Raw genomic sequence first — 14,220 nt, 5'->3', positions numbered from 1 at the left:
AACCATACAAGCTGGCTTGCCGGCGATGGCGGTGGATCAGCAAACACAACTGTGTCTGATGCACCGCCATCGCAGGCAAGCCAGCTCCCACAGGAGGGTGCGGTGGCGCGGGTTAGTGGGGCAGCGGCGTGAGCACGTCGGCCTTGTCATCCATCACCATCACTACCAGCAGTTTCGCCGGTTGGGTCTGGCTGGCATTGCTGGATTCAAAGTGCCGCGAGCCGGCAGGTTCATAGAACGACTGGCCGACCTTGTAGGTGATCGCCTTTTCATCGTTGACCCGCGAGGTGATTGCACCTTCCAGCACATAGGCCACGGCCGTGCCGGTGTGGCTATGGGGCACGGTGGCCTGGCCCGGCGCATAGTCCACGGTGAGCATCACGGTTTTCTTGCCGGGGACGTTGGCCAAGGCGTGTTCCTGCAACACGTTGATCTTTTCCTGGTTGTACACCGGGTCGTGGGCAAAGGCGCTTAACGAGGCCAGCAGCAGGGTGGTGCCGAGCAGTACTTTCATGGTGAGGCTCCGAGTGAGTCGAGACCCGTTCACCCTAGGCCCCGATCCGGATTTGACCAATAGCCAATCCGGCGGAAATTCCCTCAGCCAATCTGTCGCAGGATATCCCGCACCACGTCCAGCGCCGGGTCAATGTCCAGGGTTTCGATCGCGCCAAACCCGATCTTCAGTCCCTCGCGTACCGGTGTGTCGTGGAAAAACACGCTCAGCGGATAGAGCCCCACGTCAGCCTCCCGTGCCAATTGGGTGAGCTGCGGAATATTCACCGGCACCTTGCACAGTGCGGCCAGATGGAACCCGGCCACGGTGGGCACCACGTCGAACCACGGCGAGAGGTCCCCCGCCAGGCGCTGCAGAATCCGTTCCCGGCGCCCGGCATATACCCCATGGCAGCGCCGAATGTGCTTGAGCAGGTAGCCTTCGCTGATGAACTTGGCCAGGGCCCATTGCGGCAGGGTGGAGCTGTGCTGGTCGGTGAGTTGCTTGGCCTTGAGCACCGCGCCGAAAATCGCCGGCGGCAACACCGTGTAACCCAGGCGCAACTCCGGCAGCAGGGTTTTCGAGAAGGTCCCGACGTAGGCGACCACGCCGCGGGTGTCCATGCTTTGCAGGGAGTCGGTGGGGCGGCCCTCGTAGCGGAATTCGCTGTCGTAGTCATCCTCGATCACGATGGCGCCCAACGCCAGCGCACGTGCCAGCAACGCCTCACGGCGCGGCACGCTCATGGGCATGCCCAGGGGGAACTGATGGGACGGTGTCACGTAGATCAGCCGCGCGCCGTCGGGAATCAAGTCGACCCGCAGGCCGTGTTCGTCCACCGGCACGCCCACCACGGTCGCCCCCATGGCGTCGAACATCAGTCGCACCGGGGTGTAGCCGGGGTCTTCCATGGCGACGACGGTGCCCGGTTCCAGCACCACGCGGGCGATCAGGTCAAGCGCCTGCTGGGCGCCGTTGGTGACTACGATGTCGTCTTCGCTGCACCTGACCCCACGGGAAAATGCGATATGCCCGGCGATTGCACTGCGCAGGGCCGGCAAGCCTTCCGGCCGGCTGTAGAAGCCGCTGTCCTGTGAGATACGGCGCAAGGCATCGAGGGTGCAGCGCCGCCATTCATCCTGGGGGAACTGGCTGCGGGCGGTGGCACCGCCGATAAAGTCCCGGCTCGGGCGGGTTTCACGGTTGGGGTGACCCATGGGCGCGGGAAGGGCCTGCCACTTGGCCAGGTTGGCGGCGCAGGCAAGGTCGGCGGCACTTTGCAGGTGTTCGCGGCGCGTGGCCCAGGCGTTGACGAACGTGCCACGGCCGATCCTGCCGACCAACAACCCTTCGTAGGTCAGCGCCGCGTAGGTGTCTGAGACTGTCTTGCGCGACACGCCCAGTTGCAGGGCCAGCAAGCGGCTGGGAGGCAATTGCGACCCGGCCACCAGTTGTCCCGACTCAATGGCCGTGCGCAATTGCTGGTAAAGCTGTTCGGCCAGGTCCTTGCGGCCCTTGATAACGACGTGCAGTTCCATGTTTCATCCAGAGGCAAGCAATCACCCGCAAGATTACCGCAAGTCACCCGCCAGCCGAATCAGGACAGGAAACCACCGTCTACATTCAGCGATACACCGGTGGTGTAGCTCGACGCATCGCTGGCCAGGTACAGCACCGCGCCGGCCATCTCGCTCGGGTCGGCCACGCGCTTGAGGGGGATCTGCGCCAGGGCCATTTTCAGGATCGAGTCGTTCTTCACCAGCGCGGAGGCGAATTTGGTGTCGGTCAGGCCCGGCAGCAGTGCGTTGCAACGAATGCCGAACGGCGCGCATTCCTTGGCGAAGACTTTGGTCATGTTGATCACGGCGGCCTTGGTCACCGAGTAGATGCCCTGGAATACGCCCGGCGAAATCCCGTTGATCGAGGCCACGTTGATGATGCTGCCACCGCCGTTTTCGCGCATCAGCTTGCCGGCTTCCACGGACATGAAGAAGTAGCCGCGAATGTTCACGTCGACGGTTTTCTGGAACGCGCCCAGGTCGGTGTCCAGCACGTTGCAGAACTGCGGGTTGGTGGCGGCGTTGTTGACCAGGATATCCAGGCGGCCGAACTGTTCGCGGATCGCGGCAAACACGTTGGTGATCTGTTCCATTTCGCCGATATGGCAGGCAATTGCCGTGGCCTTGCCGCCGTCGGCGATGATCGCGTCGGCCACGTGCTGGCAGCCGTCGATCTTGCGGCTCGACACGATCACGTGGGCGCCTTGCTGGGCCAGCAACTTGGCGATGGCCTCACCGATACCGCGGCTGGCGCCGGAAACGAAAGCGATCTTGCCGTCGAGGTCGAACAGTTGGGTCTTGGACATGGTTTTTCCTTGAAGAGGGTCAGAGGGAAGACTGTTTGATGACATTCAGGCTCATCTGCTCAAGCAGCTTGTTCATGTGAATGAACTGCGCAAAGCGTTTGTCCTGGGTCTGGCCATGGAAGAAGCGGTAGTAGATCTGCTGCACGATGCCGGCCAGGCGGAACAGGCCGTAGGTGTAGTAGAAGTCGAAATTGTCGATCTGGATCCCGGAGCGTTCGGCGTAGTAGTCGACGAACTGGCGGCGGGTAAGCATGCCGGGGGCGTTGCTCGGCTGGCGGCGCATCAGTTGCACCGGGGCCGGGTCGGCCGCTTCGATCCAGTAGGCGAGGGTGTTGCCCAGGTCCATCAGCGGGTCGCCGAGGGTGGTCAGTTCCCAGTCCAGCACGCCGATGATCTGCATCGGGTTATGCGGGTCGAGGATCACGTTGTCGAAGCGGTAGTCGTTGTGGACGATGCTCGAGGTGGGGTGGTCGGCCGGCATCTTGTCGTTGAGCCAGGCACGTACCGCTTCCCAGCTTGGGGCGTCGGGGGTCAGGGCTTTTTCGTAGCGGTCGCTCCAGCCGCGAATCTGCCGCTCCACGTAACCTTCGGGCTTGCCCAGGTCGGCCAGGCCGCAGGCGCTGTAGTCGACCTGGTGCAGCTCGACGAACTTGTCGATAAAGCTTTTGCACAAGGCTTCGGTTTTCGCCGCGTCCAGGCCCAGTTCCGGCGGCAGGTCCGAGCGCAGGATGATCCCGTTGACCCGCTCCATCACGTAGAACTCGGCACCGATCACTGACTCATCGGTGCAGTGCACGTAAGCCTTGGGGCAGTACGGGAAACCGTCCTTGAGCTGGTTGAGAATCCGGTATTCGCGGCCCATGTCGTGGGCGGACTTGGCCTTGTGGCCAAAGGGCGGGCGGCGCAGCACGAATTCCTGGCCGGGGTATTCCAGCAGGTACGTCAGGTTGGAGGCACCCCCGGGGAACTGGCTGATTTTGACGCTGCCGCTCAAGCCCGGGATATGGGCCTTGAGGTAGGGATCGATGAGGCTGGCATCAAGTTCTTCGCCGGGGCGAATCTGGGTCGATTGGTCATTAAGCGCCATGCTTATCCCTTCTGCTTATTCTTAAGGCCTTGGACTATTGGCTAATCTAATGCGCGCGGCCGCCAAGCCACAAGGTTGGGGCGGCTTAATAGGTTAGCGTGTTGGCCGATGATCAGCGGGCTTGATGTGCTCAGATCACCAGAACTGCGCGCCCGCCGGGGTTGCAGGACAGGTTGGCACCGATTTCGACTTTTGCCAGGTCGATGCCCAGGCCGGCGAGCAGGTTATTGACCAGCGGGTCGAGGAGCGGGCTGAGCAGTCCGGAGATGATGCCGCTGAGCAGATTCAGTACGCCGGTGATCAGGCCGACCACCAGGTTCAGCACCAGCCCAATCAGTCCGCCCTGTGTCGGTGGATGGTTGATCAACTGGATGCCATTGAGGGTGTTGCTCAAGCTGCCCACCACGTTGTTGGAACTGAAACTGAAGTAATCCGGGGGGCTTTTCAACTCGGGCGGAGACAGGTAAGTGTGGTTCCGGACGGTCTTGGCCACGCTGCTGTCGATCTTCAGGCTGATGCCACCGACGCCATACGGTTGCCGGGGATCGCAGACACCGTTGCTACAGGTCTTCACCCCAAGGTCGAGTAATGGGAATTCGTCAACGTTCAGTGGTGCTGTGGAGGAAAACAGGTTTTTTGGGTCGATCTGGCCCACCATCAGCCTAACCGCCGAGGTGGTACCGAGCACCGACAAGGCTTTGTCCGCAGGCCCGTTGCAGCGATATCCGGTGACCGTGCTGCTGCCGCTGGCGGCTTCCAGTGCTACATCGATTTGCTGGCCGATTTTGGGGTCAAAGGAGCTGCCTAACAAGATGCCCACCAGCGCCGTTACCCCGCCCAGTAAATCGTTCACCGCGCCGATTGCCGGCAGTTTCACCGAGATCAACGTCCTGACTTGCGCGGTCCTGACGTAGATCGGCTGGGTGGCGATCAGCTTGGGGTTACCTATGGCGGAAACCTGCGCCGGTTCAATGACCTTGGTCTTGACCGTGATATTCAGCAGTCCCAGCACATCCACCGGCAACTCCACCGCGACCGCGTTGTACTTGTTCGACAGTTGCACAAACCCCTGGATCAGGTTGAACAGTTGCAGGTTAACGTCCAGGGCGCTCTTGTCGGTGCCGTTCTGGATGGTCAGCAGGTCGCCCAGGTGCAGGATCTTGGTGCCGGGTGCAATCAGCTTGATCGCTTCCAGGTTATTGATCACCACCTTGACCGCATCGCCCCCCAGCTTGAGTACATCTATCGCGGCCTGGATCAGATCGCCGACGCTGGCGTCGGTCTTGAGCAACTCGTCGTAGTTGCCGGCGCTGACCTTCAATTGAATCGCCAGCGCGTCCAGGTAACTGAGCAGGTTGATATCGGTATTGATCAGGCCCTTCCAGCCCACCGCGTCGAGTTGCAATTTGCCCCCCAGCAGTCCGCCGATCAATGCATTGAGTGCGGCGGACTTGGTGCTGTCCACGGTCAGCAAGGTGCTGCGGATGGTCAGTACGGCCACCGGTGGCGCGGGCACGGCGGCCACGGCCACTGCCTGCAACCGGATGGTCGGCTCGAAAGGGCCGGTGGAGAGCAGCATGAACAGGCGGTTGGCGATACTGGTGACGACGCGGTGGGTGGCGATGACCTGGATCGCATCGGACCTTGAGGGATTGGGGCTGAAGGCGCGCATGAAGTCAGCCCCGGTGACCAGGGTGCCGCAGGTGGTCACCAGGGTACGGTCTGCGTTGAGCGGGAAATCATTGCGGGCTGCGCTTTGGATCGCGAATTGCGCAGCGTTGGTATTCGGCGTCACGCAGGCGCCGCCGCGGGTGACCACTTCCAGGGCCGCGGTGTCGGCAACCCGTTGCAGCTTGCGCTTTTCCAGGTACAGCCGGCCGCTGTCGACCACCACCAACAGGAACAACAGTGCGATCCCCAGGGTCATCGCACCCATCAGTCCTATTGCGCCGCGTTGGCGGACCGAGCCGGGTCCTTGGCAAACCATCCTGCGTTCCTTCGCCGGTCCAGTACCGGCATCCTGAGTATCCCCTCAGGCAGTGTAGTCAGGTTTTGCAAGGATTTATGGCTATTGGCCATTATTTTCGCGGAGGCAGTGCCACGGGCGTCAGCACAGGGCGGCCGGCAAAGTATTCCAGCAGGTTGTCCGCCACGCGCTGCACGGTGTCATGGGCGGCTTCCGGTGACAGGCCGGCGACGTGGGGCGTGAGCACGGTATTGCTGAGGCGCTTGAGCGCGTCGGGCACGTTGGGTTCATCGTCGAACACGTCCAGTGCCGCGCCGCCGATGCGCCGTTGCTCCAGGGCGGTAATCAGGTCGGCGGTGACCACCACGCTGCCACGGCCGATGTTCACCAGGAAACCGTTGGGCCCCAGTGCGTCGAGGGCCTGGCGGTCGATCAAATGTCGCGTGCTGGCGCCGCCCGGGGTGGCCAGGATCAGGAAGTCCGAGGCCCGCGCCAGTTCCACGGCGGTGGCGCAGTAGGTGTAGTCCACATCTTCGCGGGGCTGGCGGTTGTGATAACTCACCTCCATGCCAAAACCCAGGGCAGCCCGCTTGGCGATTTCCAGGCCCACGGCGCCCAGGCCGAGAATGCCCAGCTGTTTGCCGGCCAGGGAAGGGCGCATTATCTTGGGCCATTCGCTGCGCCGTACCGCTGCGTCCGCCCGGGGAATGTCCCGCACCAGGCACAGCAACAACGCCATGGCGTGGTCGGCCACCGACGGCGCATTCACCCCGGCGCCATTGGTGACCACGATTCCACGGTTGCTGGCGGCTTGCAGGTCCACGTGTTCATACCCGGCGCCGATCACGCAGATGATCTCCAGCAGCGGCAGCGCGGCGATTTCCTCGGCGTACAGGCCCAGCGGGCCACGGGTAAGCACCGCCTGGACCTGCCCGCCGTGGGTCTTGATGGCCTTGGCGCGTTCGGCCGGGGTGGGCGCAAGAATCACGTGAAAGCCATTGCCTTCGATGATCGGCAGGTAGTCGTTGATGGTTTCAACCAGGACCAGAACGGTGACGGGCATGCGAGGGCTCTTCCTGAAGGGTTTGATGGCTTCAGTATGCGACATTTTGTCGGCACGAATCCCGTGTCTGGCGAAGAAAAATCCGACGCCCGCCGGGCATTGGTACTCCGGCGGGCGCTCCAGGTAGAGACGTCAAAAGCCGACATCGGCCGCCTTCATCCGCTGCACAAACGCCCCGGCCAGGGTGGCATTGTGATGTTCGATAATCGCCGCGGCCGATAACGCCGGAGTGTCCATGCACGTATGGCCATCCTCCGGTAGTAGCACCGAGAACCCCAGCTCGACGGCCACCCGGCAGGTTGTGTCGATGCAGTACTGGGTTTTCATGCCGACGATTACCAAATCATTCACTTGTGCCGCCGCCAGTTGTTGCGCCAGCTCGGTGCCGAGGAAACAACTGGGGCGGGATTTATTGAAAAGCGTATCGCGGACTTCATCCACCTCCAGCGCCGGCAATAGCTGCCAGAACGGGCTGCCCACCTCGATGGGCGAACCTGCCGGGCCGGTGTGACGGGCGGCGAAGATCGGCACGCCAGCGTGTCTGGCACGCTGTATCAACTGGTTGATGATGTCGAGTACGCGCTCGCGTTCATAGGGTTTTTCCGGACCATCGTACAGACCGGTCTGCATGTCGATGATCAGCAGGGCGGGGCGCTTGTTGTCAGGCATGGTGCTGCTCCTTGTGTTTGCCGAATGGGCGGAGCAATAAAAAGGCCCCGTCCATTGCTGGCGGGGCCTTGGGTAAATCCGGGTGGCTTAGGTTGCGCGCCACTCACCGCTACCACACGACCCGCCGGAAGCGGTCGTGGTGGTACGGGTGAGGGCCAGCTGGAAAATGTTCATGGGCCGATCATGCTGGCGCTGGCGTTTGCCTGTCAACGCGTCAGTCGAGGTTTTTTTGCGGGATCAGCAGATTTCTGGCTGCTTCGAGGAATTCATCAGACAGGCTGTTTCCCTTGGTCGCACGGGCGAGGGTAATTGCGCCTACCATCATCGCGTACTGGGCAATGGCGGCCTGGCGGTCACCCTCAGGTGTGCCGGTCGCCTGGGTAGCGCTCAGGATCCCCACGGATGCCTCAAAGCCTTGGATAAAGCTCTGCTGCAGCGGACTGTCGACCGCTTCGTGACATATCTCCCCGGCAAACGCCGCTACCGGGCAACTGTCCCCGGGGTGGTCGCGATTGGCCGCCGACAGATAAGGATCGATCAATGCCAGGCGTGCAGTCTCGGGGTCGGGGCTCTGCTCGACCCTGGCCTGCCAGCGCTCGTTCGATTGTTCGAATGCCCGGTTGCAGGCTTCCGTGGCCAGCGCCTCGCGGGACTCGAAGTGCCCGTAGAAACCGCCATGGGTCAGCCCGGCGGCGGCCATCACGTCCGACACGCTGATGCCATGGATGCCCCGTTCACGAAACAGCCGCGTGGCGGCCTCGACGATGATTTCGCGATTGAGTTCGGCTTGTTTGCGGGACACGCGTGGCATCGAGGGCTCTCTGGATCAGGTGGTGGCAGTGATGGGTGGCATCATAAAACGTTTAGCTGGCGTACTGCGCAATCCCGTTGCCGAACGACCAGTTTTCCTTCTTGACCTCCACCAGGCTGATAAACACGTCTTCCAGGCGCACCGCCAGTTCACGGTTCAAACTCTCGGCGATGGTCTTGTACAACAGCTTTTTCTGCTCGGTGCTGCGGCCTTCGTTCAGAGTGATCTGGATGATCACCAGGTTGTCGGTGCGTTGGATGCCCAGGTACTCCGGGTCATAGATGAAGTGGTGTTCATCGTGCTCGGTGAGGATCTGGAAGTTGTCGTGTTCAGGCACGCCGATGGCCGTGTGCATGGCGTTGTAGATCAATACACCGACGCGCTTGGCGTAGGTGACGTCGGGGTTTTTCCGAAGGTCGATGCGCACGATTGGCATGGCAGGTAGTCCAGTGAGGGGCGTGCTTTAAAAATACATGACGTGATGAATTTATAAAATAGATTTCTTGTGAAATGTAAAATTGACGCTGCCGGAAACGTCTTCAATCCTCTGCACTGCACAACCATTCCTCAGCTAAGTCTTTGCTTCTTCAGGCGAATCCCGGACAATCGCGCCCCTGTTTCGGTCGTGGCGCTGCCTGTCAGGTTTTTCTGACTCGTCTCGACTGAGTGAATGCGGAGATCCGAACGGATGAATGATCAGGCCAATAGCGTCGACGAACGCTACGCAACGACACCTGCAACCCTCACAAGCTGGAGCCGCCAGGACACCACCTGGATGCTCGGCCTGTTCGGTACGGCCATCGGCGCCGGCACCTTGTTCCTGCCGATCAACGCGGGCCTTGGCGGTTTCTGGCCGCTGGTGATCCTCGCGCTGCTGGCATTCCCGATGACGTTTTTCGCGCACCGTGGCCTGACCCGCTTTGTGCTCTCGGGCCGTGAAGGCTCGGACATCACCGACGTGGTCGAAGAACATTTCGGCCTCAAGGCCGGCGCCGCGATCACCTTGCTGTACTTCTTCGCGATCTTCCCGATCCTGCTGATCTACAGCGTGGCGCTGACCAACACCGTCGGCAGCTTCATGGAGCATCAACTGCACATCGCGCCGCCACCGCGGGCGATCCTGTCGCTGGTGCTGATCCTCGGCCTGCTGGCCGTGGTGCGGTGTGGCGAGCAGGTGATCGTCAAGGCCATGAGCCTGATGGTGTATCCGTTTATCGTCGCCTTGCTGTTACTCGCCGTGTACCTGGTGCCGCACTGGAACGGCGGCATCCTCAGTACCGCCAGCACCGTGCCGGCCCCGTCGGCGCTGCTGCACACGCTGTGGCTGGCGATTCCGGTGATGGTGTTCTCGTTCAACCATTCGCCGATCATCTCGGCCTTTGCGGTGGACCAGAAGCGCCAGTACGGCGAACACGCCGAGGAACGCAGCTCGCAGATCCTGTCCCGGGCACACATCCTGATGGTGGTGATGGTGCTGTTCTTCGTGTTCAGTTGCGTACTGACCCTGTCGCCGGCGCAACTGGCCGAAGCCAAGGCGCAGAACCTGTCGATCCTGTCCTACCTGGCGAACCACTTCAGCAACCCGACCATCGAGTTCGCCGCGCCGCTGATCGCGTTTGTGGCGATTGCCAAGTCGTTCCTGGGCCATTACATCGGCGCCAGTGAAGGCCTCAAGGGCCTGGTGCTCAAAAGTGGCCGTCGCCCGGCTGCCAAGACCCTGGACCGCATGACGGCTGCCTTCATGCTGGTGGTGTGCTGGATCGTCGCGACCCTCAACCCTAGCATCCTCGGCATGATCGAGACCCTGGGCGGGCCGATCATTGCGTCGATCCTGTTCCTGATGCCGATGTACGCGATCCGCAAGGTGCCGGCGATGGCCAAGTACCGTGGCCAGGCGTCCAACGTGTTCGTCACGGCGGTGGGCCTGGTGGCGATTACCGCGCTGATTTATTCGCTGGTGTCCTGACAGCACCCGGTTTCAGTGCAATGATCACGGCCAATTCGCAGACAGCGGATTGGCCGTTTTTTTTGCCAGGGAATTAGGGATTGAACACCAAGCCTGAGAGCGACACCACGCCGAACCGTGCACAAGACTTGCTGGCCGGCCTGTCCATCGCCGGCCTGTTACTGCCCGAGGCCGTGGCCTACTCCAGTATCGCCGCGTTGCCGCCCCAGGCGGGCGTGATCGCCTTGTTTGCCGGATTGTTGTGCTACGGCCTGTTTGGCACCAGCCGCTTCGCGATTGTCTCTGCCACATCGTCCTCGGCAGCGGTGCTGGCGGCGGCCACGGCAACGCTGGCGGGGGATGACCCGGCACTCAGGCTGAGCCTGGCAATGGGCCTGGTACTGGTGACGGGGGCGTTTTTCCTGTTGGCCGGGATGCTCAAGCTGGGCGGGCTGACCTCGTTTATCGCCAAGCCGGTGTTGCGTGGCTTTGCCTTTGGCCTGGCGCTGACGATCATCCTCAAGCAGTTGGCCAGCGTGGTGGGCGTGCACCTGACCGACAACAACCTGATTCGCTTCCTGCCTCAGCTCCTGGAGCAACTGCCGCGCTGGAACTGGGCCGCCGCTGCCGTCGCGGGCGTCGCGTTGCTGCTGCTCTGGCTATGCGCGCGAGTTCGGCGCCTGCCGGGCGGGTTGCTGGTGGTGATCCTCGGGATTGCCGCCGGCCAGTGGCTGGATCTGCAGGCCCATGGCGTGGCGTTGATCGGCGTCATCGACCTGCGTCTGGAACTGGCGCATTTGCCGGTGTTGCCGTTCGCCGACTGGCTGCGCCTGGGAGAGTTGGCGTTTGCCATGGTGATGATTCTTTACGCCGAGTCCTACGGCTCCATCAGCTCCTTCGCCCTCAAGCATGGTGATCGCGTGTCATCCAACCGTGACCTGCTGGCGCTGGGGGCCGCCAACCTGCTGTCCGGGCTGTTCCAGGGCATGCCCACTGGCGCCGGGTATTCGGCGACATCGGCCAATGAGGCGGCGGGAGCCAACTCGCGGCTGGCGGGCGCCGTGGCGGCGCTGGTGGTGTTGGCGATCGTGCTGACGGTGCTGCCGCTGGTGGCATTGACGCCGGAGCCGGTGCTTGCCGCCATCGTCATTTACGCCTTGGGCCGTGGCTTGAGCCTGCAGCCCCTGGGCCGCTATTTCTCCTGGCGGCGCGACCGGTTGCTGGTGATTTGCGCGGTGGCGGCGGTGTTGGTGCTGGGGGTGCTGGATGGGTTATTGGTGGCGGTCGGGATCAGCGTGGTGTTGATGTTGCGTCAGATGTCGTCGGCGGACGTGCGCGAGTTGGGGCGCATTGACGGTGGGCATGATTTTGTCGACTTGCTGCATCACCCGAGCGCCGAACGGATCCCCGGTGTGCTGATCGTGCGGCCCAGTGAAGCGCTGTTCTTCGCGAATGCCGAGCGAGTGCTGGGGGCCGTGTTGAGCCTGATGCGACATTCCACGTTACCGCTGCACACCATCGTGCTCAGCCTGGAAGAATCCCCCGACCTGGACGGCACCAGCATCGAGGCATTGCAGGCGTTTTTCGTACAGGTGCGAGGGGAGGGCAAATGCCTGGTGCTGGCCCGCGTACGGCATGAGGCGCAGGAGGTGTTGCAGACGCTGCCTGAGGCGTGTGCTCCCCAGGTATTGATCAGCGGCTTGAGTGTTGATGGCGCGGTGCAGTTGGCGTTGCAGCCAACTGCCTGAGCCCGACATTAAAACGCCTCGGCGCTGAGCCCCACTTGGGCGAGGTAGCCGTGCAGTTTCTCAACGTCTGTGAAGATCGCGCCGACGTAGCCATCGGGGCGCACCAGCACCCATTCGCCATGGGCGAGGTTGTAAGCGTCATTGAACTGTCGCTGATCATCCACCAGGTCGCCGCCCGGCCCGAAGCGATGGATATGCAGCCCGGCGGCAGGCTTCAGTGACCCGCGTTCCACCTCATAGCCCAGCAATGTCCAATGCACGCCCTGGAACAGCTTGAATAGCCGGGACGAATGGCCGCTGGCGTCCCGCACGGTTGCATCGGGCGCCCGGTCACCGGCGAGCAAGCGGCCTTCTCGTTCTGCCGGTTGCACTGCGAGCGAGGAGTGGGGATACCCGATATCGAGTTGGTGCACCTCGCGGCCGCGGCGCATGTTGCCCTTTTTCATTCCGTCCAGCAGCCTGGTCGACAGGCCGAGCATCGAGGCTGCCACAGGCCGTCGCTCTTCCTCATAGGTGTCGAGCAACGCTTCGGGCGCATCGGCCGTCACCGCCGCCAGCTTCCAGCCCAGATTGTAGGCATCTTGCACGCTGGTATTGAGGCCCTGGCCGCCGGTGGGTGGGTGGATGTGCGCGGCATCGCCGATAAGAAATACCTGTCCTACGCGATAGTGATCGGCCAGCCGCGCATTCATCGTGTAGGCCGACGCCCAGGAGACAGAGTCGATATGAATGTCCTGCCGACCCGTGCGCTCTGCCACCATGTTCATGAGCCCCTCAGCGCTGAGGTCAACTTCTGTGTCCAGCGGAATCGGCGCCTGTATCTGAAACAGCTCGGTCCCCGCCAATGGGCAGATTGCGACCTGCATTGTCATGCACTCAGTGCTGAACCGGTGCCAGTAGTCACGCGACAGGCCGGTCATAAGCACATCGGCTACGATGGCACGGACCCCGAGGGTCTGCCCAGGAAATCCGATGTCCAGCGTGCGGCGTACCACACTGCGGCCGCCGTCTGCGCCAATGAGCCAACGTACACGCAGTGTCTGTTCGCCTTCGTTGCCGACCAAATATGCGGTCACGCCGTGGCTGTCCTGCTCGAAGCTGACTAACTCGCAGCCAAACGCCGGGGGGTGCCCCAATTCCAGAAGGCGCTCGCGCATCACCTGTTCGGTGAGGAACTGCGGCAGCATCATAGGCTGCTGATAAGGTTCGGCTGACGTTGGCGCCGAGAGCTCGATAACCTCGGCGTCGATGTGGCTGCCATCTTCGTTGTATCGCCGCTCGGGCGGGTAGACGTCGCCCGCAGCGGTGATCCGGTCGAGAATGCCGAGGTCTTCGAATATTTCCAGGGTGCGGGGTTGAATACCCTTGCCCCGCGAGCCGTGGAACGGCGCGGGGGATTTTTCGATCAGCCGGAAGGAAATGCCTCGTCGCGCCAGGTCGATCGCCAGGGTCAAACCGGCCGCACCGGCACCACAAATCAGAACGTCGACTGCGCATTGCTCTTTCATCTGGACTGCCTTTATATGTAATATGCACATATATTTGAGCAAGGAAGATTCCGTGTCAACAGAAAGCGTGCAAAATACACCTATAGGTCTTCAGATTCGCGAGCTTCACGGGGCGCTGATTGAAATTGTCGGTGCCATGAACCGGCCGCAGCGCGACGAAGTGATGGTCCGGGAGGCGGGTATCGCCCTTGATCGGGCACTGTTTCCGCTGCTGGTGCTGGTGGAGCGGCTGGGGCCGATCGGCGTTGTGGAGCTGGCCGACCGCGTGGGACGCGACTACACCACGGTCAGCCGCCAGGTGGCGAAGCTGGAAAGCCTCGGTTTGGTCGACCGCCAGGAAAATGCCAAGGACCGCCGGGTTCGCGAGTCGGTGATCACCCCGCAGGGCAAGGCAATGACGGATCGGGTGGATGAGGCACGTACGCGAATGGGGATGGCCATTTTCGCCACCTGGGAACAGCAGGACATCGACGACCTGGTGCGACTGATGGGCAAGTTTGCCGCCGACCTCAACGACGATGCGCTGGTCACTCTGACGCTTGAGAATCGATAGAAAAGCCGGGCA

13 protein-coding genes are annotated in these 14,220 nt (G+C 62.1%); 3 read left to right on the top strand and 10 right to left on the bottom strand.

The features are described 5' to 3' along the window. Window positions 1–112: 112 nt before the first annotated feature. The 9 genes from HYE77_RS15705 to HYE77_RS15665 form a co-directional block, all read right to left on the bottom strand. The gene (locus HYE77_RS15705; protein WP_003210770.1) at window positions 113–514 is read right to left on the bottom strand and encodes a cupin domain-containing protein; all 402 of its coding nucleotides are present in this window, start codon (window positions 512–514) and stop codon (window positions 113–115) included. A gap of 83 nt (window positions 515–597) precedes the next feature. Then, the gene (locus HYE77_RS15700; RefSeq protein ID WP_177021423.1) at window positions 598–2,031 is read right to left on the bottom strand and encodes a PLP-dependent aminotransferase family protein; all 1,434 of its coding nucleotides are present in this window, start codon (window positions 2,029–2,031) and stop codon (window positions 598–600) included. A gap of 59 nt (window positions 2,032–2,090) precedes the next feature. After that, on the bottom strand, window positions 2,091–2,858 hold the full coding sequence (locus HYE77_RS15695; RefSeq protein ID WP_003210776.1) for an SDR family oxidoreductase: 768 nt from the start codon (window positions 2,856–2,858) through the stop codon (window positions 2,091–2,093). A 19-nt stretch (window positions 2,859–2,877) separates the two neighbouring features. After that, complete coding sequence (locus HYE77_RS15690) at window positions 2,878–3,945, bottom strand: phosphotransferase family protein (RefSeq protein WP_003210778.1); 1,068 nt, start codon at window positions 3,943–3,945, stop codon at window positions 2,878–2,880. Between the two features lie 130 nt (window positions 3,946–4,075). Continuing rightward, window positions 4,076–5,932 (bottom strand): pilus assembly protein TadG-related protein, encoded by a 1,857-nt coding sequence (locus HYE77_RS15685; RefSeq protein ID WP_177068969.1) that lies wholly within the window; start codon window positions 5,930–5,932, stop codon window positions 4,076–4,078. Window positions 5,933–6,023: 91 nt separating this feature from the next. Further along, complete coding sequence (locus HYE77_RS15680) at window positions 6,024–6,974, bottom strand: 2-hydroxyacid dehydrogenase (protein ID WP_087692887.1); 951 nt, start codon at window positions 6,972–6,974, stop codon at window positions 6,024–6,026. A gap of 132 nt (window positions 6,975–7,106) precedes the next feature. Further along, on the bottom strand, window positions 7,107–7,643 hold the full coding sequence (locus tag HYE77_RS15675; protein ID WP_177068968.1) for a cysteine hydrolase family protein: 537 nt from the start codon (window positions 7,641–7,643) through the stop codon (window positions 7,107–7,109). A 214-nt stretch (window positions 7,644–7,857) separates the two neighbouring features. Further along, window positions 7,858–8,454 (bottom strand): TetR/AcrR family transcriptional regulator, encoded by a 597-nt coding sequence (locus HYE77_RS15670; protein ID WP_177040644.1) that lies wholly within the window; start codon window positions 8,452–8,454, stop codon window positions 7,858–7,860. A gap of 52 nt (window positions 8,455–8,506) precedes the next feature. After that, window positions 8,507–8,890, bottom strand: a complete 384-nt coding sequence (locus HYE77_RS15665) for a tautomerase family protein (protein ID WP_003210790.1) — start codon at window positions 8,888–8,890, stop codon at window positions 8,507–8,509. 252 nt (window positions 8,891–9,142) lie between these two features. On the opposite strand from HYE77_RS15665, the gene HYE77_RS15660 reads away from it, so the two are divergent. Together HYE77_RS15660 and HYE77_RS15655 are read left to right on the top strand one after the other, a co-directional pair. After that, entirely contained in the window at window positions 9,143–10,420 is a 1,278-nt protein-coding gene (locus HYE77_RS15660; protein WP_177068967.1) for a serine/threonine transporter, read from the top strand. Window positions 10,421–10,500: 80 nt separating this feature from the next. Further along, window positions 10,501–12,147 (top strand): SulP family inorganic anion transporter, encoded by a 1,647-nt coding sequence (locus HYE77_RS15655; protein WP_177068966.1) that lies wholly within the window; start codon window positions 10,501–10,503, stop codon window positions 12,145–12,147. 8 nt (window positions 12,148–12,155) lie between these two features. Here the strand turns inward: HYE77_RS15655 and HYE77_RS15650 are convergent, their stop codons facing one another. Next, entirely contained in the window at window positions 12,156–13,655 is a 1,500-nt protein-coding gene (locus tag HYE77_RS15650) for an FAD-dependent oxidoreductase (RefSeq protein WP_177068965.1), read from the bottom strand. A 52-nt stretch (window positions 13,656–13,707) separates the two neighbouring features. On the opposite strand from HYE77_RS15650, the gene HYE77_RS15645 reads away from it, so the two are divergent. Beyond that, window positions 13,708–14,208 (top strand): MarR family winged helix-turn-helix transcriptional regulator, encoded by a 501-nt coding sequence (locus HYE77_RS15645; RefSeq protein ID WP_032899084.1) that lies wholly within the window; start codon window positions 13,708–13,710, stop codon window positions 14,206–14,208. The last annotated feature ends 12 nt before the right edge of the window (window positions 14,209–14,220 follow it).

The sequence above is a fragment of the Pseudomonas sp. IPO3774 genome (assembly GCF_013386835.1).
Taxonomy (GTDB): domain Bacteria; phylum Pseudomonadota; class Gammaproteobacteria; order Pseudomonadales; family Pseudomonadaceae; genus Aquipseudomonas.
Note: the sequence above shows the minus strand (reverse complement) of the source record. Positions and strands in the feature narration are given on the sequence as shown.